Consider the following 20,208-nt stretch of genomic DNA (forward strand, 5'->3'; position numbering starts at 1 on the left):
AAGCGTTTTAACTTTAGAGGACAGAGGGGGATTGCGATTGAGGGCAACGAGGGAAGGGCGCCGCGAAGGGCGATGGTTCTACTTCTTTATCTCGCCTTGGCTGATCGGGTTTATCGTGTTCGCATTGTTTCCGGTACTCGCTTCCTTGTATTACAGCTTCACGGAATACGACATCATCCATGCGCCGGAATTTATCGGACTTGGCAATTACCGCGAGCTGTTCCAGGACGAATTGTTCTGGACCTCCATCAAGGTCACGCTTAAGTACACGTTTATCAGCGTTCCGCTGACGCTCGCTCTCTCTTTGTTCTTCGCCATCCTCATCAACATGAAGGTTCCTCTCCGCGGCTTTATCCGGACGGCGATGTATTTTCCCAGCATGATCTCCGGGGTGTCGATGGCGCTGCTCTGGTTCTGGGTGTTCAATCCGCAAGCCGGCCTGTTCAACTACGTGCTTAGCTGGTTCGGAGTCGACACGATCAACTGGTTCCTCGACGAGAAGTACGCGATGTGGGCGCTGATCATCATGTCGTTCTGGGGAGTAGGCGGCGGCATGCTGATCTTCCTCGCGGGGCTGCAGGGAGTGCCGGAATCGCTGCTCGAGGCCGCGAAGCTGGACGGTTCGGGACGGGTGCGGACGTTCTTCAGGATCACGCTGCCGCTCATCTCTCCGGTCTTTCTTTTCCAGCTCATCATCGGGATGATCGATTCCTTCCAGGTGTTCACCCAGGCCTACACGATCACGCAGGGCGGGCCGAACTACTCTACTTGGTTCTACGTGTACAACATCTACATTAACGCGTTCAAGAACTTCCGGTACGGCTACGCGTCCGCGATGTCCTGGATTCTGCTGATCGGCGTCCTGGCCATTACGTTCCTCATTATGAAAATGTCGAACCGCTACGTGCACTACGAAGGAGGGAGCAGCAGATGAGCGATCTATCCCTGGCGACGGGCGAGCCGCCCAAGCGCCGCAGGAGGAAAGCGGACATGGCCCAGATCATCGGCTTTCTGATTCTGCTGGCGGTGACGGCGGCGATGATCATGCCCCTGTGGTTCATGCTCTCGACGTCGCTGAAGTCGACGAAGGAGATGCTCGCCTACCCGCCCTCCTTCATTCCGAACCGCTTCGAATGGGGCAACTTCAAGGAGCTGTTCGCGAACTCCGAGCTGAAGTTCGGACAGCAGTACTGGAACAGCCTCATCGTCGCGGGATTGACCGTCGTCGGCACGGTGCTGTCTTCCTCGTTCGTCGCTTTCGGCTTCGCCCGCTACCGGGCGCGCCTGTCGCCTTTCTTGTTCATGCTGCTGCTCAGCACGCTCATGCTTCCTTACCCGGCGATTATGATCCCGCAATTCCTGCTTTTCACCAAGCTGGGTCTCCACGACTCGCTGCTGCCGCTGATTCTACCGAACTTCTTCGCTTCGGCGTATATGGTCTTCCTGTTGAAGCAGTTCTTCTCCAGCCTTCCGAACGAGGTGTACGACGCCGGCCGCATCGACGGCTGCCGCGAGCTGCGCTTGTTCTGGAACCTGACTCTTCCGCTGTCGGGCCCCGTGCTCGCGACGGTCGCCATCTTCAGCTTCATCTGGAGCTGGAACGACCTGCTCGCTCCGGTGCTGTATCTCGATTCGCAGGAGAACTTCACGCTGCCGATCGGGATGGCGGCCATGCTTAGCTCCAAGTTCCGAATTGCGCCTTGGAACCTGATGATGGCGGCTTCCCTTCTGTCCGTACTGCCGATCGTCGCGCTCTTCGCGGTCGCCCAGCGGCGGTTCGTCCAAGGCATCGTGCTGACCGGCATCAAGTAAGTCTTCTTATAAGCTTGTCGTTATCACCACTACCATAAGGGGGAGAAACATGAGCAAGAAGCTGGGAAAATTGGCGTTGGCATCGACGGCGGCGATCGCGCTTGTCGCGACGGGGTGTTCCAAGGATAACAAGGAAGGCGCGGGGGAGACGGTAACGATCACGCATTACACGATCGATTCGCCGGACCGCACCTTCGTGGAGAAGCTCGTGCCGGAGTTCGAGAAGGCCCACCCGAACATCAAGGTCAAGATCACGAAGGCGCCGTATGAGCAGTTCGACTCCAAGCTCCAGTCGTCGATCGCGGCGAAGAACGCGCCGGACGTTACGTCCCATTGGGGCTATGGCGGGTTCATGGAATATTATAACAAAGGGATGCTGATGGACCTGACGCCTTACCTCGGGGACTTCAAGGCTTCGGATTACAACATCCCGGAAGACGTTATGAACATCTATAAGGTCGACGGCAAGACGTACGGCATTCCGCTGAACAGCTACGTCACCGTCATGCTCTATAACAAGGATATGTTCGACAAGGCAGGCCTTCCGTATCCGCCGACCGACTACGAGGACAAGAGCTGGACGTTCGACAAGATGGTCGAGTACGCGAGGAAAATGACCGTCGATTCGAAGAACCTGGCGGAAGCGCAATACGGGGTCGACTTCGGCTTCGGCGAGCGCGACCAGCGCCCGCAGTACTTCGGCGCCAACGTCTACTCGGACGATACGTGGACGAACGGCGGCAAGCCGTCCAAGGTCAACTTGAACGAGCCGGCGGTCATCGATGCCTACAAGAAGATCTACGGCCTTATCTGGGATGAGAAGGTGTCCCCGACCCCGGCGTTCTCCAAGTCGGTCTCCGGGCAATTCGGCGATCCGTTCCTGTCCGGCAAGATCGGCATGTCCGTCGTCGGTTCCTGGAGCCTCGCCGCCGCCAGCGACTTCAGCTTCAACGTCGGCGTGGCGGCGGTGCCGCAGGGCCCGAACCCTAACGTGAGAAGCGTGCTCTACGTCGATCCGCTGTTCGTGCTGAAGGATTCCAAGCATCCGAAGGAAGCGCTCGAGTGGATCAAGTTCCTGATCGCGACGGAGATCCAGGAGAAGTCGATCGAGCTGAGCGGCGGCAACCCGCCGGTCAACCAAGCGGCCGCGGAGAAGTATTACAGCAACTTCGAAGGCATCGCTCCGGAGCAGCTGAAGCAGGTGTTCGAAGGCGCTTATAAGTACGGCTTCGAGTCTTACAACCACTTGATCTCCAACTATTCTCAGATCAACGAGCTGTTCATCAACGAGCTCGCCAGCGTCGAGAACGGAGACAAGAAGGTCGAGGAAGTGCTCCCGGGAATCCAGGAGAAGCTTACGAAGCTGTTGGAGCGCGTGAATAAAGAATAAGAGATCGGCAGCCCGATGGAGTTAAACCGCTTAAACTTTCTCATGATCTTTCCTCTCAACTGTGTTACTTTAAAGATAAGAAGAACTGATCATCGGGAGTGTCTTAGCATGAAAGTAAGCATCTTCGACGTCGCCAAGAAGTCGGGCTTGTCCGTCGTCACCGTATCCAGGGTATTGAACAATTCCAGCTCCGTTCGTCCTTCGAACCGGGAGAAAGTGCTGCAGGCGATGCGCGAGCTCAATTATCATCCGAACGCCTCCGCCCGCAGCCTTGCCCGAGGCAAGACCGGCATCATCGGCCTGACGCTGACGACGCTGCACGACTCGTTCCTCGACGCGGTCGTCAAGGAAGCGAACGACAGGCTGGCCGAGCACGGCTACTTCCTCGCGCTCTCGATCTCGAACCGTTACAGCGACGCCTTCCATCGCTCGCTGTTCCAGGAAGACCGCGTGGACGGCATTCTCCTGCTGTCCCCGATCGACGAGAGCGAGTACGTCATGGAATTGAAGCAGAAGAAGATCCCGTTCGTCTTGATCGATAACTCCCAGAAGAACCCGTCGGTGTCGTCCGTCGTCGTGGACAACTTCAAGGGCGGCTATGAGGCGACGAAGCATCTGATCGACCTCGGCCATAAGGAAATCTCCCACATCGGCGGCTCCGAGGGCTTCCTCAGCACGAAGGAGCGCGAGCGCGGCTTCCTGTTCGCCATGGAGGAGGCGGGCCTGACGCCGTTCTCGGTCGAACGGGGAAGCTTCGAGATCTCGACCGGTTACCGGATCGCGATGGATTGGATCGCTTCCGGCCGGATGCCGTCCGCGGTGTTCGCCGCGGACGATTATATCGCGCTCGGCATCCTGGACGCCTGCAAGAACGCGGGCGTCCGCGTGCCGAACGAGCTGTCGGTCGTCGGCTTCGACGACCAGTACCTCGCTTCGGAATTCCGTCCGACGCTAACCACGGTTCGCCAGCCGGCCGACAAGATCGCCGCGGAAGCGGTCGAGCTGCTGCTCGGCGTCATGGCCGAGCCGGCGAAGCGCAGCGCGACGGTCCAGATCGAGCCGGAGCTGATCGTTCGGGAATCGACCGCAAGGAAAATACATGAGGGTTAACTAGCAGGAGTGAAGCCTTTGAACTATTACATGGGCGTCGACGGCGGAGGCAGCAAGACGTACGCGCTGATCGTCGACGAGACAGGCAAGGTCGTCGGCAAAGGCCATAGCGGCAACGGCAACCACCAAACGGGCTACGACGTCGCCAAGCGCAACATCCGCGAGTCCGTCGAGATGGCTCTCGGGCAATCGGGCCTGACGAAGGAGCAGATCGAATTCGCGTACTTCGGCCTGGCCGGAGCGGATCGGGAGACCGATTACCGCATCCTGCGGCCGATGATCGCGGAGCTGGGCCTCCCCCGCCATGCGATCAACTGCGACACGATGATCGCGATGCGAGCGGGTACGGACCGCCCGTACGGAGTCGTTCTGATCTGCGGAACCGGCACCAATGGCGCGGGCGTCAACCCCGCAGGGGCATTCCTGCAGGTCGGCGGGTTCTCTTACCAATACGGAGACTTCGGCGGAGGAGGAGCGCTGAACGTCGAGGCGTTCCGTTCGGTCATCCGGGCATGGGACGGCCGGGAGCGACCGACGGCGCTGACGGAGCTTGTCCTGAAGGAACTGGGCTATGGCGATGTCGAGACGATGTTCCACGACTATCTGGATCGCGACAAGATTCCGCCGGTCCGCCTCGTGCCGCTGCTCTTCGAAGCCGCCGAGCAAGGCGACGGCGTCGCGATCGAGATTCTGAAGCGCCAGGGAGCGGAGCTCGGCATCTCCGCCAGAGCGATCATCAAGCGGCTCGGCATGGAGAAGGAGGAGTTCGACGTCGTGCTCGCGGGCAGCATTCTCGTGCGCGGCAAAGGCGATTACGTGCTCTCCCCGATCGAGCAGGCGGTGAAGGCCGTCGCGCCGAATGCGCGGCTCGCCAAGCTCGAAGTCGAGCCGGTCGTCGGCGCCGTCTGGCTGGCGGTCGAGGCTTCCGGGGTCGAGCTGCCGCAGGCGGTCTACGACGGGCTGCGCGGCGTATCGGATTACGTGCTTGCATAGGCAAGACGATAGAGATGGCTTACAAGGAGATGGACACCCATGGCACAAGACACGAAACAAGACGCGGCATCAGGCAAGAAGTTAAAGATCGCGGTAATCGGCGGCGGCTCGTCCTATACGCCGGAGATCGTAGAAGGCTTCATCAAGCGCTACGACGAGCTTCCCATCGGCGAACTGTGGCTCGTCGACATCGAGCAGGGCAAGCATAAGCTCGATATCGTCGGAGAGCTCGCGAAACGCATGGTCGCGAAGTCGGGCCTGCCGATCAAGGTCCAATTGACCCTTGATCGCCGCGCGGCGATCAAGGACGCGGACTTCGTCTCGACGCAGCTGCGCGTCGGCCTGCTCGAAGCCCGCAAGTGGGATGAGCACATCCCGAACCTGCACGGCGTCATCGGCCAAGAGACGACCGGACCCGGGGGCATGATGAAGGCCCTCCGCACGATTCCCGTGCTGCTCGACATCTGCAAGGACATCGAGGAGCTGGCTCCGAATGCTTGGCTGCTCAACTTCACCAACCCGGCGGGCATGGTCACCGAAGCGATCTCTCGCTACTCCAGCGTCAAGAGCATCGGCCTCTGCAACGCCCCGATCGGGCTGCACAAGTGGCTCATGGGCAAGTATGAGGTCGAAGCCAAGCGGATTTACACCGAGTTCGTCGGCTTGAACCATCTGCACTGGGTCACGCGAATCGAGATCGACGGCGCCGACAAGCTGCCGGAGCTGCTCGACAAGAGCGAGGAGTATTCGGGCAAGAACGTCCCTCCGACCGAATGGGATCCGGAGTTCCTGCGCACGCTGGGCGGCTATCCGTCCTACTACCTGAAGTACTTCTACATGCCGGACGTCATGCTCGACGAGCAGCTGACGTCCCTGCAGAACAACGGCACCCGAGCGGAGGTCGTGAAGCGCGTCGAAGACGAGCTGTTCGAGCTGTACAAGGATCCGAATCTCGAAGAGAAGCCGAAGCAGCTGGAGCAGCGAGGCGGCGCGTACTATTCCGAGGCGGCGGTCAACCTGATGGTGTCGCTGCACAACGACCGCCGCGACATCCAGACGCTGAACGTCCGGAACGGACGGGTGCTCGACTTCCTGCCCGAGGACGCCGCGATCGAGGTCAACTGCGTCGTGACCGGCCAAGGCCCGCTTCCGCTTCCGGTCACGAAGGTGCCGGAGAACGCGAAGGGCCTCATCGCCGCCGTCAAGACGTACGAGCGACTGACGATCGAAGCCGCGATCACCGGCGACCGTGGCATCGCGCTGCAAGCCATGGCGGCGCATCCGCTCGTGCCGTCCGTCAGCGTCGCCAGACTGCTGCTGGACGAGATGCTGGAGAAGAACCGGCCTTATCTTCCTCGGTTCTTTAAGTAAAGGAATTGCCGGAACCGCCAAAAAACCTTGCCGACGAATGAGATCGGCAAGGTTTTTCTCGATACGGTATCTATGCTGCTATTCCTTGACCGCCCCCGCGCTAAGGCCGGACTCGACCTTCTCTTGGAACAGCAGGTACACGACGATCGTCGGGACGATCGTGATGATGATGCCGGCGAACATCGGCCCCATCCGGGCGGAACCGTGTTCCCCTATGAACGACATGAGAGCGACGGAAATATTGAACATGCTGTCCTTGGTGACCAGCAGGACGTTCCAGATCAGGTCGTTGTAGATGTCGAAGAAGGCCAGGATGCCGGCGGTCGAGACGGCGGGCATCGTCAGCGGCAGCAGAATGCGGAACAGCAGTCTTGCGGGCGAACAGCCGTCGATCATCGCCGATTCGTCCAGCTCCCTGCTAATCCCCTTCATGAAGCCGGTGACCAGGAAGATCGTGAACGGCAGCTGGAACACCCCGTACAGCACGATCATGACGAAGAAGTTGTTGAAGCCGTGAACGGTGCCGATCATCCGGGAGATCGGGATAATGAGCGAGAATACCGGAATCATGAGGCCGGTCGTGAAGTAGAGATAGAAGCCTTCCCGGAAGCGGAAGCGGAGCCGCGACAGGACGAAGGCCGCCATGATGCCGAGCAGCAGCGCGAGAGCCGTGCCCGCGGTCGCGTAGAACGCCGAATTCAGCACGGCCCACCCGATCTTGCCTTCGCTGAACGCCTCATGGTAGTTGGACCACAGCCACTGCGTCGGAAGCGCGAACGGCTTATCGTTATAAATCTCGACGTTGTCCTTGAGAGAAGCTTGAACGGTGAACAAGAGCGGGTAAAGGAACATGACCGAGCCCATGATGGCGAGCAGGTAGGTTGCCGGCAGGAACATTCGGTTTTTGATAGTCATAGATTGTCGCCTCCCATGGACGTCAGGCTCGGCTCGCCTTCCCGTTCATCAGTTTGTTCAGAATGACCGTGGCCGCGAAGCCGGCAACGATAATGAAAGTGCCGATGCTGTTGCCCATGCCGAAATTGTTGTATTTGAACGATTGATTGTACAGCATCGTCGTCGGCACGTCGGTCGCGCCGTTCGGGCCTCCCCCCGTCATGACGTAGATCTGCGAGAAGACTCGGAGCGACTGCGTGACCGCAAGCACCGAGAACACCTTGAACGTCTCCTTCATGAGAGGGACCGTGATGTAGTACACCCGCTTCCAGCCGACGGCGCCTTCCATGGCCGCCGCTTCGTAGAGGTCGTCCGGGATGGCGACGATGCCGCTGGCGAAGATGATCATGTTGAGGCCGAAGTAGATCCAGGCGTTCACGACGACGACGACGTAAATCGCGATCGACGGCTCGCCGAGCCATTCGTGCTGCCACGACGACAGCCCGACCATGCCGAGCAGCGTGTTGACGAGACCCCCGTCGCCCTTGAGCAGGAACTGCCACATGAGGCCGACGGACGTCAGCGGCAGGATCGACGGAAGGAAGTACGCGACTTTGAAGAAGCGCTTGCCCCGCGTCTTGCTCGTGATGAGCAGCGCCATGGCGAAAGCGACGGGCAGGATGAGCACGAACGAGGCGACGATGAAGACGCCGACGTTGCGGAGAGCATGATAGAATTCTTCGCTTCGGAACATCTCGGCGTAATTGTCGAGTCCCACATAGCTCATCGGGACGTTGTGGATGCCGTTCCAGCTGAAGAAGGATTGGTAAGCGGTCTGAACGACGGGGATGATGAACGCGATCGTGTACAGAAGGAAGACCGGGAGCAGGAAGATCGCGATCGTTCCGTAAATTTTACGGCCGTACATGGATGGGTCGCCTCCTAGCGTGCCTAGGGATTGTGAAGCGCGAACAGCCGCCCTCGCATCGGCTCGGCGAAAGCGAGGCACCCTGCGGGACGGCTGCGGCACTGCGGTTGCTCGATCTCCAACCGGATGGAACGATTACTTGCGGTTGGAATCGAGGAAGCTCTGGATGTTGTCGGCGGTCTTCTTAGGAGTGTTGCCCGCGAACAAGCCTTGGATCTCGTTGCGCACCTTGTCCTGCAGCTGCGCGATCGGGTCGTAGGCGTACAGCTCGAGCTTGAAGCCCGTGGACGTCTTCAGCGCTTCCATGTAGGCTTGGGTGACCGGGTCGACCTTGCTGGAGTCGACCTCCATGTTGACCGGATAGACGCCGCCCTTGGTCTGCTCCAGATAGTATTGGAAGGCCTCGGCCGAAGTCAGGTACTTCAGCAGCTTAACCGCCGCGTCAAGCTTGGCGCCCTTCAGTTCCTTGGAGAGGGAGTAGCCGCCGGCGCCGCCGAACCAGGTGCCCGCGTTGTCCGGCGAATCCGAGAAGCTCGGGAACGGGATAACCCCGACCTTGTCCGCGATCTCGGATGCCGCGAGCGTGCTGATTCCCCACGAGCCTTCGTACAGCATGGCGCTCTTGCCGCTCAGGAAGTTGGAAGTGATCGTGTTGTTGTCGGTCGTGACGATGTTGTCGCCCAGGATGCCGGCGTCCTGCCAATCCTTCATGAGCTGGAGCAGGGACACCATATCGGCGTCGTTCCACTTGGCGGAGCCGTCGACGAGCGCGTCGGTCTTCGCTTGGCCGAATTTCTTCAGGGACAGGTTGGTCAGCAGGTGGCCGCCGCGGAAGTTCTCCTTGTCCGCGATGGCCATCGGGGTGACGCCGATCTCCTTGAACTTGGCCGCCACGGCTTGCATGTCGTCGATCGTCTTCGGGGGCTCCATGCCGATCTTCCCGAAGAGCTCCTTGTTGTAGAAGATCGCGATGCTGTAGAACTCGGAAGGCACGCCGTAGGTGCCGGGCAGGTCTTTATATTGCCAGGTGTCGAGAAGCGGAAGAAAGTCGCCGGCCCACTTGGTGTCTTCGTCCAAGTAGGGCTGAAGGTTCAGCGCGCTGTTCTTCGCGTAATCGCGGAACGCCTCGCCGCCGTAGTTGGTCCACAAGTCAGGCAGCTGGCCGGTGGCCATGCTCGTCTTGAGCTTCTGGTTGAAGGCGTTCTCGTCGCTCATCGATTCGTCCTTGATCGTTACGTTCGGGTTCTCCTCTTGGAACTTCTTGATCAGGTCTCCGAAAGCGACGGCGCTCGGGCTCGTGCCGGAAGAGCGGGTCAAGATCGTCAACGTCACCTTCTCGGCCTTCGAGCCGGTATCGGCGGAAGCCGAAGCGGAAGCATTGGCAGCGCTTGCAGAATGGCTTGCGTCTTTGCCGTTATTGCCATCATTGCCGCAAGCGGTCAGGGCGCCGGATAAGAGCAGTGCGGAAGCCGCCAGCGAGACGGCCTTCTTCGTGTGTGTCATCTTGATCATTACCTCCCCAGGAAGCTTGATAGGCGCGGCGGGCATCTCCCGTCCGTTAGGGACATTATAAGAAAAGGAGGCCTTCGGGCTGAATGGAGGAATTTGACCGCATCTCGATTATTTTTACCTGCCGCCCGGATCAGGGAGTGCGGATGGCGAAGTGAGACGGCGGAACGCCGAATTGCTTCTTGAAGAGCTTGCTGAAGTAGAGCGCGTCCGCATAGCCGACCGCTTCGGATACATACGTCAGATTGCGCACGCCGCTATCAAGCATCTCCTTGGCGCGGGTCATGCGGCATAAAGTCACGTATTCAACCACGGAATAGCCCGTCTCTTGCTTGAAGACGCGGCTTAGGTAGCTTGGGTTGACCGCGATCGTTCCCGCGATGCCGTTCAGGTCGAGCTCGGGATCGGCGAACTCCCGGTCGATGTGGTTCTTGGCCTTCTCGACTAGCAGGGACGTCGGCCTCCGCCGAACGCTGGCTACCCGTTCGAGAACGCTCTCGGCCCGGCTCTGGAGCCACTCTCGGATCGTCTCAAACCGCGCCAAGCGGTCGACCAGAGCGGCAGGCTGCAACGACGCGGGCAGGATCCCGTCCGCGTCGCAGCGGTTCTCCGCCGCATGCAGGCGCAGCGCGGCGGCGATCTCGCCGATCAGGATGAAGAGCTGCTCCATCGAGGCGTCGGTTCGCCGGCAATCCGCGAGCCATTCGTCGATCGCGTTCGCGACGGTCTTCCCGTTGCCGAGGCGAAGCAGGATCAGAAGCCGTTCGCGGACGGCCATCCAATCGGCGGTTTGCGGCCGCGCGCTCAGCCCGCCGTGACGCAGAAGCCGGCCTTCGCCGCGCAGCGTCCGGTAGGATAAGGCTTCGGCCGCCTCGCGGGCCGCGGCGGAAGCGCGATCCGGGTCCTCGAACGGCTCGCTCATGCCGATGGTCACGGAACCGCGACCGGCTTCGCGCGAGACGGCGAGACGCTCTTCGCAGAGGCGCGCCAACGCGTCCTCGTCCCCTCCGCCGCTCTCCAAGGCCGCGACGACGATTCGCTTGCCTCCCGCGGCTTCCTCAACTTCTTCCGAAGACGGCCAGGCAGCCGCCAACGCGCTCAGCAGCTCGTCGACTTCCCGGCAGCGGGCGGACAGCTGCGGTTCGGAAGCCCGCCCTTGATCGTCTGCCCGCCGTTGATCGCCCACTCGCCCTTGATCTTCCTCCCGCTCCAGCGAGTCCTCGCCCTCCGACCCGGCATCGGCGGAAACGGCTAGCACGGCATAGCGGCCAAGGGCCGGCAGCCGGGGGCAGAACTTCGCGAACGATTCGGCGTCCCAGAGAACGGAGCCTTCGAGCCATTGCCGGATCCAGCGTTCCCGCATGATGGCATAGCTCTCTTGAAGCTGCCACATCGCTTGGCGTTGAATGGCCCGGCTGTCGGCTTCCGCCTGCAATTCGGCGGCGAGCTTGGCCAGCAGCGGCTTGAAGCCGTTCATGTCGATCGGCTTGAGCAGGTAATCACGCGCGCCCGCCCGCAGCGCCGCTTGGGCGTAATCGAACGTGCCGTACCCCGTCAGGAACACCATTTTCATCCCCGGATACCGCTCTCCCGCAATACGCGCGAACTCCAGGCCGTCGATGATCGGCATGTTAATGTCGATAACGGCCAGATCGATCTCCATCTCCTCCAAGAGGGCAAGCCCGTCCTCGCCGTTCTCCGCTTCCCCCGCGATGCGGAAGCCGTACGACGCCCAGTCGACGCCTCGCTTCAGCCTCTCCCGCACGAGATATTCGTCGTCGATCAACAGAACCGGTCTCATTCGGTCAACCTCCCCGCCTGCCGCGTCGGCAGCGTAATCGTCACCCGCGTGCCCTCGCCCGGAACGCTGCGAATCTCGACCCCGTACTCCTGGCCGAAATACAGCTTGATCCGTTCGTCCGTGCTCTTGAGGCCGAAGCTCTTGGCGTCCGGTCCGTTCCGCGCCGAGAAGATCGATTGGATCGTCTCGGGCGGCATGCCCATGCCGTTGTCTTCGACCGCGATGATCATTCGTTCCTGCTCGATACGGCCGGTCAGCTCGATCCTTCCTTTGCCTCGCTTGTTCTTCAGTCCGTGATAGATCGAATTCTCGACGATCGGCTGCAGCAGCAGCTTCAGCGTGCGATACTGGAGCATCGAGGGATCGACATCGAAGCGGTATTCGAGCTTATCGGCGTAGCGGACCTTCAGAATGTCGAGATAACGCTGCGTCATCAGCAGCTCTTCCTCCATCGCGATGATCGGGCTTCCCTTGCTCAGCACCCCGCGATAGAATCCGGCCAACTGGTTGACCAGGTCGATAATGTCGTCGTTGCGCCCGAGCTCGGCCAGTCCGCAGATGCTCTCGAGCGTGTTGTAGAGGAAGTGCGGGTTGATCTGCGCTTGAATGGCGGCGAGCTCGAGCTCCTTGCGCCGCTTCTCCTCTTCGACCGAACGCAGCATCAGCGACTTGGTTCGGCTCACCATCCGGTTGAACTCCACCGCAAGCTGTCCGATCTCGTCGCGGGAATGCAGGTTAAGCGTGACGTCGAGATCTCCCCTCTGCACCTTTTTGACCGTCTCCCGGATGACCTTGAGCGGCCTCATGGCATACTTGGACAGCATGGGGGTCAGCGCCAGCGCGAACAGCACGAAGCAGAAGCCGAGCGCCGTGAATCGGGCCGTCAGCACGCTCTTGTCCTTCGTGATCTCCTCGATCGGAACGATGCCGACGATCGTCCAATTCATGCGTTCGTACGGACGGGAGACCGCGAGATACCGCTTGCCGTTCATGAGGAACGTCTTCCCTTCCTGACGCTGCGAGATGATCGAATAATAGGGCTGGTCGCGAATCGACGTGTTCAGATAATTCGAATCCGGATGCGAGATGATCTCGCCGTCCGGGCCGACGATGAACAGCTGGCCGGTATCCCCGAGACGCACGTTCGCGTATTGCCGGCTGATCGACGGTTCGTCGATGGATAACTGCAAAATGCCGAGCTGGGCGCCCGACATCTGGGAATTGAAACGTTGGAAAAGAGAGACCACCTTCGCCTGCCGGTAGTCCCGATAATAGTTGCTGGGCTTCGTTCCGTCCCAGGCGATGCCGTAGGCGGAGCCCTTGAATCGGTCGAAGTAAGGGAGACTGACGTCGGTAATGCCGTCGATGCCGCCCGAGTCGTAAATCCGGTGGTTCATGTCGTAGAGGATAATGGCGTTGACGAAGGATTTGCCGTCGGCCAGGCTGCTGAGCGCGTTCTGGACGGTAATGTAGCGCTGGTAATCCGAGTAGGAATCGGTGCCCGCGGAGGCGGCGATCAGCGTCTGCTGGATCGTCTGGTTCTGGATCGCGATCTTGGCGTAGTTCTCCGCGTTATCGAACATGAGGTTGAGCTGCTCCGAGACGAGCACCAGGTTCTGCTGCGTGCTGTCGATCGTCTTGTCGATGAAGATCGAAGAGGAGATCCGATAATTGCTGATGGCCAGGGCAATGATGATCAGCGAGAGGGCGGCCGCGAAGAAAAGCATGATCCGCTGGTGGATCGAGAGCCGTCTTGGTTGCGTCGGAGCGCTGGATGCCGTCTTGTTCATCGGGTAATCCCCCTCGCTGTCGTCATTGCGGTTAAATTAAACGGTAATCGAGCACGACCATCTGATGGTTATGAAGCCGTCCGATCGCGTAGTCGATCGTCTCCCCATCCGCGCTATAGGGCAGATCCGTTCCCTCCGGCGCCAGATACACGCGGGTGACTTGCTTGCCGGGCAGGCGGAGCTTCACTCGGATGTCGGCTAGAGCGACGAGATCCTCGATGACCTCGACGCCGTCTCCTCGGCGCACTGGGGAGGCGTACAAGCTGTGCTGGACGAGTCGGCTCTCTCCCGCTTGGTCCTGCAGCGTCACGATGCCTTGGGCGGGCAGATCGGTCGAGAGCGTGGGATCCGGGAGCAGCAAGCGCAGCGCCTCGGCCACGGCTTCCTTCACGGGAAGCGAGCCCTTCGTGGCATAGTCGTCGAAGACGTCCCACGCGAAGTAGATGCCATGGCTTCCGCGGGTGATGCCGGGCCCTCCGGAGGTCTGCATGCTCGGCGTATGCTGATGGGAACAGAACGAATACACGTCGCGGTTAAAATAAGGGTCTTCGCGGCGGCCAAGCTCTTCGCCGCCTTCCGCCAGCTCGATTCGGCGACCGTTCGAATAGACGACGAAGGAGGCTTCGCCGAGCGACGGAAGAGGGAACGAAGGACGAAGATAGTCCGGCCGGTATGGATTCGCTCCCGCGTCGCGGGCGCCGAGGTCCAGAACGAACGCCGTCTCTTCTCTATTCAATCCGGAGCGTCCGGTAGCCAAGATCCGGCCTCCGCCGGCGAGGAAGGCCGACAGCTTGGCTTCGAGCGACGCGTCTATCGTAATGGCGTCCGGCAGAATAAGCACTTTGTAGCGGTTAAAATCGGACTCGAGGTCGATCACGTCGAACAAAATGTGGCTCTCCAGCAGGATGCGAACCGCTCCCGCGTCCGACTTGCCGGTGAACATCGCGCTGCCGTTGCTGCCGCCGATGGCGGCTTCGACGGAGAGCAAGCCGACGTCCGCGACGGACGTCACTCCGGAGCACCAAGCTTCCTTGCGCTCGACTTCGGCGTATGCCGCGCCGATCAGGCGATAGGTCGCCGGGTCCATCAAGCCTTCGGGATGAAGCTGATCGCCGATCGAGCAGCGCGCGCCGTTCGCGAGACTGAGCGCCGTTTCGTACCGTAGAGCGTTCGGATGCTTGTAGCCGCCGAATTCGCCCCAGAACGTGTGGAACTTGCCGGTCATCCCGAGGAAGTCGTAGCCCAGCTGCTGCACGTATCGGGCGGACATCGGGAAGTGGTCGTAGCCCCAGCCTCCGGTTGGAAGCGATTCCAATTCCAAGTGCGTATTCATGGCCGCCAGGTCGCGCCGCCCTTGCGTAATGTGTCCGGCATTATGGAAGATCGGCATGCCGGGCTTGATCGCGTGAACGGCCGCTTCCACCCGGCGCGTATAATTCGCGTAGATACGCTCCCCGAGCTCGATCACGACGGCCTTGTCGCGCGGGTCCTTGCCTTCGCTGAGCAATTGGTTGACGCATGTATGGCAATAACATTGGCGCACGCCGACGATGTCGAGGAAGACGCCGTCGCCGTCGTATTTGGAGACCGCCTCTTCGATCTGGGCGATCATGATGTCGAGATACGGCGTGTTCAGGCAGAACTGGTGGAAGCCCGCGGTCATGAAGCCCTTCGCCCAGTTCGTCTGGTCGTTCTCGTCCCGCATGAGCCACTGCGGATACTGGCGGGCAAGGCGTTCGTCCAAACCGACGGACAAGTAGATCGGAGCCTTCACGCCGATCTCGTGCGCGGCCTCGATCTGAGCGCCGAGCAGGTCGAACGACAGATGCGGATGGATCGGGGTCGTCTCCGACGGGTAATACCCCCAACCGTGATGGCACTTGGCGAACACCGTGATCGAATCGACATGGCCGGTCCGCAGCATGTCCTGGAATTGCGACTTGGAGAAATGGGATCCAATGTTTCTAATCTTTTCCGATGTGTGGAAATCCAAATGAACTTGTCTGAAGCGCATAAAGAATGCTCTCCTCCCTGATCATAGCTGTATTTCATGCAAGTCTCAACGGTTTTATTGTATGCTAGGGAAGATAGAGTGTATTTAAATGCGATTCCGTAATTTATACGAAATTCCGGTTCTAAAGGGGTTGGAGATGATGGAGAAAACAGCGGAATCCTTCAGAAAATTAACCGATACGTCGGTCTTCATTCGAGCGGCGCACGCGTACACCTATCGGGGAAGGCCCGAGGAGGAGACGCGCGTCGGGTTCGCCTACGCTCTCCATCTGTTCCTGCACGGCGAAGGGGAGATGGTCATCGGCGGACGCACTTACCCGGTCGGCAAAGGCTCGCTCGTCTTCATTCGGCCGGGAGAGGTTCACGCCTTCCACTACAAGCCGGGCCATCCGCTCGAAGCTTACAATATCTATTTCGACCTATGGGGTCGGCCGGAGCCGGAGAAGTCGCTGTATCACTTGGCGTTCCGGACCGACCGGGTCCATCCGTCGCTGCTCACGCGCATCGAGCCGTGCCCTGATCTTGAACGGCTGCCGACGCATTTCTCCGTGCAGCCGAGCTCGCCGCTGAACGAATGGTTCATCCAGATCTGCCGGATCCACGAGGGATCGGACGAATATGCCGAACGGCTGACCGCCAACCTGCTGCAATCTTGGCTGCTATACGCGCACGGGCAGCTAAGCTCCGGAGCGCCGACGGATAAGCGGTTGAAGCCGATCCTCGAGAGAATGGAGAAGGATCCGGAGCGTTACGTGCCTTACGACGAGCTGTGCCAGGCTTGCGGGCTTGAGAAGACGCAGTTTTACATGCTCTTCCGGTCCGTCACGGGGATGTCTCCCAAAGCCTACCAATTGAAAATGAAGATGAGAAAAGCCGCGGCGCTGCTGCTCGAGAGCGACGAATCCGTCACGGGGATCTCAGAGATGCTCGGCTACGAAACCGTCCATTACTTCTCGAAGCAATTCGCCGATAGCTACGGCATTCCTCCTTCCCGTTACCGAAGCCAGAGCCGGGGCCTCCTGTAGAATGCAGAAAAGCCCACGGACCTAAAGGTCCATGGGCTGCTCGTTCACTTGTCTTAAGCTTTCACGTACTTGCTCGGGTCGATGCTCTCGCGGCGCTTGTACGACCGAAGGGCTGCCGCCAAGACGATCAGCATGAGGACCGTCACGACCGCGCTCCCTTCCGCGCCGAAGTCTCCGCCCGACAGATAGGTGCTGCCGTGCGGGGAGATCGTCATGATCGTCTTGATGTCCTCGCCGGAAACGGCGAAACCGTACACATTCCCCTGAAGGAAGTTCCATGAGAAGTGGAAGCCGATGGGGAGCCACAGCCCGTTCGTCTTCTCTCGTGCGATAGCGAAGATGAGACCGATCAGGAAGATGTTAATCAATGGAAAAGGAGTCGACAGGATATCGGGGTTCGCGAGGTGCATGAGGGCGAAGAAGAGCGAGGAGAACAGAATGGCCGGGTTCGCGCCGTACCGGTTCTTGATCAGCCCTTGCACATAGCCTCGGCATAACATCTCTTCGCCGAAGGCGACCAGGATGAACGCGCCAAAGCTCAACGCCACTCCCGTAACCGTATCCGCATCGAGATGAGCGGACTCGATCTCCAGCCCTCCGAACAGCCAGATCCCCGCGAAGCTAATCGAGATCGTTAGAATGCCTAGCCCCAGGCCAAGCAAGGCGTTCGACGCGGTTCGCGTCCGCTTCCGATTAAGCCCCAGACTCCAGCCTTTTTTCCTATCGAAAAGATAGAACATCAGCAGAGCCGCTCCCATTACGCTGAGGGAGGATACCAGCATCTGAGCGTTCGAGTCTTCCGTATCGATCGCTTGAAGCAATATCGTTCCGATACTGGCTAGCACGATCATAATAACCAGGGAAAGCAGGATCTTGCCGATAACCGCGAATCTCTCTTTCATAGAAATCCTCCGAATAAGTAATAGTGCCTTCTACGCCCATTTGTTTAGTTTCCACAAATTTGCAGACCAACTAATCTTAGCACAACTGTTTCCATTTTCAATCGAGAATGACTTAATTTGAACAAAATGGAGCGGCGGTCAGAAAACGAAAGCAACCGGCATCGCATGGGATGTCGGCTTTATAGGCTATCGTTATTTTGCATTGGCAGGTAAATTAAGGATTTTTGTCGAATAATGGATAAGCATAGCTCACTTGTTACCATTTCATTAAATGGGATAACTCTTCATGGAAGGAAGGATTTCGTTGACATCGAGAAGTTGGAAGGTTGGATTGGCGTTCTTAATCGTATGGGCGCTGCTGTTGCCTAGACTCGGACAAGCCGAGGCGGCAACGCCGCAGAGTATGGGACTCGAGGCTCGAATGGTTCTCGATTTAACGGACGGCAAGAATAATAGTCTGCCGAATAGCCAAGTTGGCGGGTTGGCGAGCAACGGAGAGATTTACTTGTACGTCAGCTACTATGGGGTTCTCTATTCTTCTGAGGATGGATTCAATTGGAAGAGCGTAAGGATGACCGGACCAAGCTATAAATATTTCACTGACATAGCGAGGGGTCTTATTTGGGATGGCCAACAATTCGTATTGCTGCTTGGCAATCGAGTTCTATCGTCCAAGGACGGGATCGATTGGCAGAATCTAACGCCCGCTCATCCTAACCCATCCAAGGAATACATGTTCGAGGATATCGTCTACGCGAATGGGCAGTACGTTATTCTGGCTCAAGATCGAAACAAAAACGTATCCGGATTCTACGTAAGAGGAGATAACACGATTTTTGTCGGCAGTAAGCTCACCGAGTTGAAGAAAGCGACGAAACGCAATTTCGTCATGTCGATGAACGGAGAACGTCCTCTCGACCATGTAACCTGGAACGGCAAGATGTATTTGGCCGGAGGGAACGGCAATGCCTACTCTTACGACGGGAAAACATGGTACGGCGGAGGCGCTGGGTTTTACGAGTATAATCTCGCATGGGATGGGTCGCGGTTCTGGCGGGCGGATAGAGACCGCATTGACTCCATCGATGCGAAAGGAATGACTTCCAAAAGCGCTTATCAACTGCCTACTAGCAGCCAAAGCAGTCTCGGACTGACGAGCATAGGCTTCAACGGCCGCAGTTATCTCGCTACCGGTAAATCGAAGAACGGGACGAATATCGTCTATTCCAAGGACGGTGCGAAGTGGAGTCAAATTCAGATAGGCAAGGAAACATCCGATATCCACTCGATCTTACCGACTCCTTATGGCTTTTTGCTTGCAGGAGACCGAATTTGGTATGTCAGCGACGCCAAGATGAACAGCCCCAGCGCTTGGGCCGCACCGGAGCTGCAAAAAGCCCGGTCACTCGAGCTGGTACCTAACGCACTGAACGGTTTCTATCAATCGACCGTCACCCGGCAAGACTTCAGCATGTTGACGGTTAAGCTATATGAAGCGCTATCGGGAAGATGGGCGGAGTTCCCCGCGAAAAATCCGTTCACGGATACGGTGAATTCCTATGTGCTCAAAGCGAGCAAGCTTGGTCTCGTCAAAGGGCAAGAAGGGACGAAGTTCAAGCCAGCCAGTGCCATGACAAGACAAGATATGGCGTGGGTTCTATATCGGACGCTTCAAGCGGCGGGTCTTGATCTCTCGTCGGCCAACAGCGAGTGGAAAGCCGATTACGCGGATATCGGTAAAATCGAGCCTGCTGCCGTTGAAGCGATGCGCTATATGATTCAGGAGGGCATCCTAGACGTACGGTCATCGAATCGTTTGGATCCGACGGGCACGGCGACAAGAGAAGAAGCGATTGCCATGGCGGTCCGAATGGTGGAGCGTTTCAAGGATAAGATCGAGACCTATAAAGGACCCGGGTCCATCAGTCAAACGTTGTTCGTCCCGCAGGGAGCCGGCTCCAAAAGCGAAGTAGAAGTGGTCCAACGGGCCGTCAACTTCGATGGCCGATTCATATGGTCAGGCGAAGCCATTAAGCTGAACGGCACGAACGCGGTGCCGCTAGCAGAGGTCGTCGAGCCGTTAGGCTTGCTTGCGAAATGGGATAGCATCCAACATCGGCTGCTCCTCTCGAAAGCGGCTTCCGAGCCCGACTTCGCCGCCCAGCCGGATACCGGAATAAGCCATACCGCCGTTGTTGCCGCGCAGCCCAAGAAAGCAACCGTCGATTGGTACGACATGGCTTATAATGATTCGAATGATAAGAAATCAGTAATCATGTACAACGACAAGCTTTATGTGAACTTGGATTGGCTAGCGCAAATGTTCGGATGGAAATACGACGAGTCGCAGAGCCTTTACAAGACTCCGTCGCTTGATTACGATGAGCTTCGAACTCCGGGAATAAATACGACTTATCTCTATATGGATAATAACGAGTTGCAATCCTCCGGATTTATCCCGACGACTAAAGTCGGCGATCGCTACATCATTCGCAGAGACGGCGATTGGAACGGGGAGGCCAAGCTGATCGGCAATGCCCCCTCGATCTTCACCCTAACGCCGATCCCGTCAGGCTGGATGCTTACGGCAGTAAAGCCGGGTTTCTGCGAGATTTGGATTAAGGGCCAGGAAGATGATTTCACAACGTTCCTCAGCGTCGAATAAATAGC

15 protein-coding genes are annotated in these 20,208 nt (G+C 58.6%); 8 read left to right on the forward strand and 7 right to left on the reverse strand.

All coding sequences use genetic code 11. From position 1 onward, the window contains the following. Positions 1–37: 37 nt before the first annotated feature. The 6 genes from ELR57_RS10170 to ELR57_RS10195 all read left to right on the forward strand — a co-directional run bounded on the left by ELR57_RS10170 (position 38) and on the right by ELR57_RS10195 (position 6,676). Positions 38–934 carry a carbohydrate ABC transporter permease gene (locus ELR57_RS10170; RefSeq protein ID WP_126958947.1) on the forward strand — a complete coding sequence of 299 codons (897 nt, stop codon included), beginning with the start codon at positions 38–40 and terminating at the stop codon, positions 932–934. Beyond that, positions 931–1,812, forward strand: a complete 882-nt coding sequence (locus ELR57_RS10175) for a carbohydrate ABC transporter permease (RefSeq protein WP_126958948.1) — start codon at positions 931–933, stop codon at positions 1,810–1,812. Before ELR57_RS10170 ends, ELR57_RS10175 begins: the two co-directional genes overlap by 4 nt. A 49-nt stretch (positions 1,813–1,861) precedes the next feature. Then, on the forward strand, positions 1,862–3,202 hold the full coding sequence (locus ELR57_RS10180) for an ABC transporter substrate-binding protein (RefSeq protein ID WP_126958949.1): 1,341 nt from the start codon (positions 1,862–1,864) through the stop codon (positions 3,200–3,202). A gap of 108 nt (positions 3,203–3,310) precedes the next feature. After that, complete coding sequence (locus ELR57_RS10185) at positions 3,311–4,312, forward strand: LacI family DNA-binding transcriptional regulator (protein ID WP_126958950.1); 1,002 nt, start codon at positions 3,311–3,313, stop codon at positions 4,310–4,312. A gap of 18 nt (positions 4,313–4,330) precedes the next feature. Beyond that, positions 4,331–5,305 carry an N-acetylglucosamine kinase gene (locus tag ELR57_RS10190; protein ID WP_126958951.1) on the forward strand — a complete coding sequence of 325 codons (975 nt, stop codon included), beginning with the start codon at positions 4,331–4,333 and terminating at the stop codon, positions 5,303–5,305. 39 nt (positions 5,306–5,344) lie between these two features. Then, positions 5,345–6,676: a 6-phospho-beta-glucosidase gene (locus ELR57_RS10195; protein ID WP_126958952.1), complete on the forward strand. Its 1,332-nt coding sequence runs from the start codon at positions 5,345–5,347 to the stop codon at positions 6,674–6,676. A 78-nt stretch (positions 6,677–6,754) separates the two neighbouring features. Here the strand turns inward: ELR57_RS10195 and ELR57_RS10200 are convergent, their stop codons facing one another. The 6 genes from ELR57_RS10200 to ELR57_RS10225 all read right to left on the reverse strand — a co-directional run bounded on the left by ELR57_RS10200 (position 6,755) and on the right by ELR57_RS10225 (position 15,612). Beyond that, positions 6,755–7,591, reverse strand: coding sequence for a carbohydrate ABC transporter permease (locus ELR57_RS10200; protein ID WP_126958953.1), 837 nt, complete (start codon positions 7,589–7,591; stop codon positions 6,755–6,757). Between the two features lie 22 nt (positions 7,592–7,613). After that, complete coding sequence (locus tag ELR57_RS10205) at positions 7,614–8,498, reverse strand: carbohydrate ABC transporter permease (RefSeq protein WP_126958954.1); 885 nt, start codon at positions 8,496–8,498, stop codon at positions 7,614–7,616. A gap of 135 nt (positions 8,499–8,633) precedes the next feature. After that, positions 8,634–10,001, reverse strand: a complete 1,368-nt coding sequence (locus ELR57_RS10210; protein ID WP_126958955.1) for an ABC transporter substrate-binding protein — start codon at positions 9,999–10,001, stop codon at positions 8,634–8,636. Between the two features lie 139 nt (positions 10,002–10,140). After that, positions 10,141–11,808: a response regulator gene (locus ELR57_RS10215; RefSeq protein ID WP_126958956.1), complete on the reverse strand. Its 1,668-nt coding sequence runs from the start codon at positions 11,806–11,808 to the stop codon at positions 10,141–10,143. Then, on the reverse strand, positions 11,805–13,598 hold the full coding sequence (locus ELR57_RS10220; protein ID WP_126958957.1) for a sensor histidine kinase: 1,794 nt from the start codon (positions 13,596–13,598) through the stop codon (positions 11,805–11,807). Before ELR57_RS10220 ends, ELR57_RS10215 begins: the two co-directional genes overlap by 4 nt. A 31-nt stretch (positions 13,599–13,629) precedes the next feature. Beyond that, on the reverse strand, positions 13,630–15,612 hold the full coding sequence (locus ELR57_RS10225) for an alpha-amylase family protein (protein WP_126958958.1): 1,983 nt from the start codon (positions 15,610–15,612) through the stop codon (positions 13,630–13,632). Positions 15,613–15,751: 139 nt separating this feature from the next. Between ELR57_RS10225 and ELR57_RS10230 the strand changes: the two genes are divergently transcribed. After that, positions 15,752–16,636 (forward strand): helix-turn-helix transcriptional regulator, encoded by an 885-nt coding sequence (locus ELR57_RS10230; RefSeq protein WP_158629986.1) that lies wholly within the window; start codon positions 15,752–15,754, stop codon positions 16,634–16,636. 53 nt (positions 16,637–16,689) lie between these two features. Here ELR57_RS10230 and ELR57_RS10235 read toward each other — a convergent pair whose 3' ends face one another. After that, positions 16,690–17,538 (reverse strand): CPBP family intramembrane glutamic endopeptidase, encoded by an 849-nt coding sequence (locus ELR57_RS10235; protein ID WP_126958960.1) that lies wholly within the window; start codon positions 17,536–17,538, stop codon positions 16,690–16,692. A gap of 304 nt (positions 17,539–17,842) precedes the next feature. Here ELR57_RS10235 and ELR57_RS10240 point away from each other — a divergent pair, with 304 nt between their 5' ends. Next, positions 17,843–20,203: an S-layer homology domain-containing protein gene (locus ELR57_RS10240; RefSeq protein WP_158629987.1), complete on the forward strand. Its 2,361-nt coding sequence runs from the start codon at positions 17,843–17,845 to the stop codon at positions 20,201–20,203. Positions 20,204–20,208: the final 5 nt, after the last annotated feature.

Source organism: Cohnella sp. AR92 (assembly GCF_003990975.1).
In the GTDB taxonomy this organism is placed as follows: Bacteria; Bacillota; Bacilli; order Paenibacillales; family Paenibacillaceae; genus Cohnella.

Excerpts from the sequence above, each read along its gene's own strand:
- ELR57_RS10195 (WP_126958952.1), top strand. The coding sequence starts at position 5,345 with ATGGCACAAGACACGAAACAAGACGCGGCATCAGGCAAGAAGTTAAAG.
- ELR57_RS10205 (WP_126958954.1), bottom strand. The coding sequence starts at position 8,498 with ATGTACGGCCGTAAAATTTACGGAACGATCGCGATCTTCCTGCTCCCG.
- ELR57_RS10230 (WP_158629986.1), top strand. The coding sequence starts at position 15,752 with ATGGAGAAAACAGCGGAATCCTTCAGAAAATTAACCGATACGTCGGTC.
- ELR57_RS10220 (WP_126958957.1), bottom strand. The coding sequence starts at position 13,598 with ATGAACAAGACGGCATCCAGCGCTCCGACGCAACCAAGACGGCTCTCG.
- ELR57_RS10210 (WP_126958955.1), bottom strand. The coding sequence starts at position 10,001 with ATGACACACACGAAGAAGGCCGTCTCGCTGGCGGCTTCCGCACTGCTC.
- ELR57_RS10175 (WP_126958948.1), top strand. The coding sequence starts at position 931 with ATGAGCGATCTATCCCTGGCGACGGGCGAGCCGCCCAAGCGCCGCAGG.
- ELR57_RS10185 (WP_126958950.1), top strand. The coding sequence starts at position 3,311 with ATGAAAGTAAGCATCTTCGACGTCGCCAAGAAGTCGGGCTTGTCCGTC.
- ELR57_RS10180 (WP_126958949.1), top strand. The coding sequence starts at position 1,862 with ATGAGCAAGAAGCTGGGAAAATTGGCGTTGGCATCGACGGCGGCGATC.
- ELR57_RS10200 (WP_126958953.1), bottom strand. The coding sequence starts at position 7,591 with ATGACTATCAAAAACCGAATGTTCCTGCCGGCAACCTACCTGCTCGCC.
- ELR57_RS10225 (WP_126958958.1), bottom strand. The coding sequence starts at position 15,612 with ATGCGCTTCAGACAAGTTCATTTGGATTTCCACACATCGGAAAAGATT.
- ELR57_RS10235 (WP_126958960.1), bottom strand. The coding sequence starts at position 17,538 with ATGAAAGAGAGATTCGCGGTTATCGGCAAGATCCTGCTTTCCCTGGTT.
- ELR57_RS10215 (WP_126958956.1), bottom strand. The coding sequence starts at position 11,808 with ATGAGACCGGTTCTGTTGATCGACGACGAATATCTCGTGCGGGAGAGG.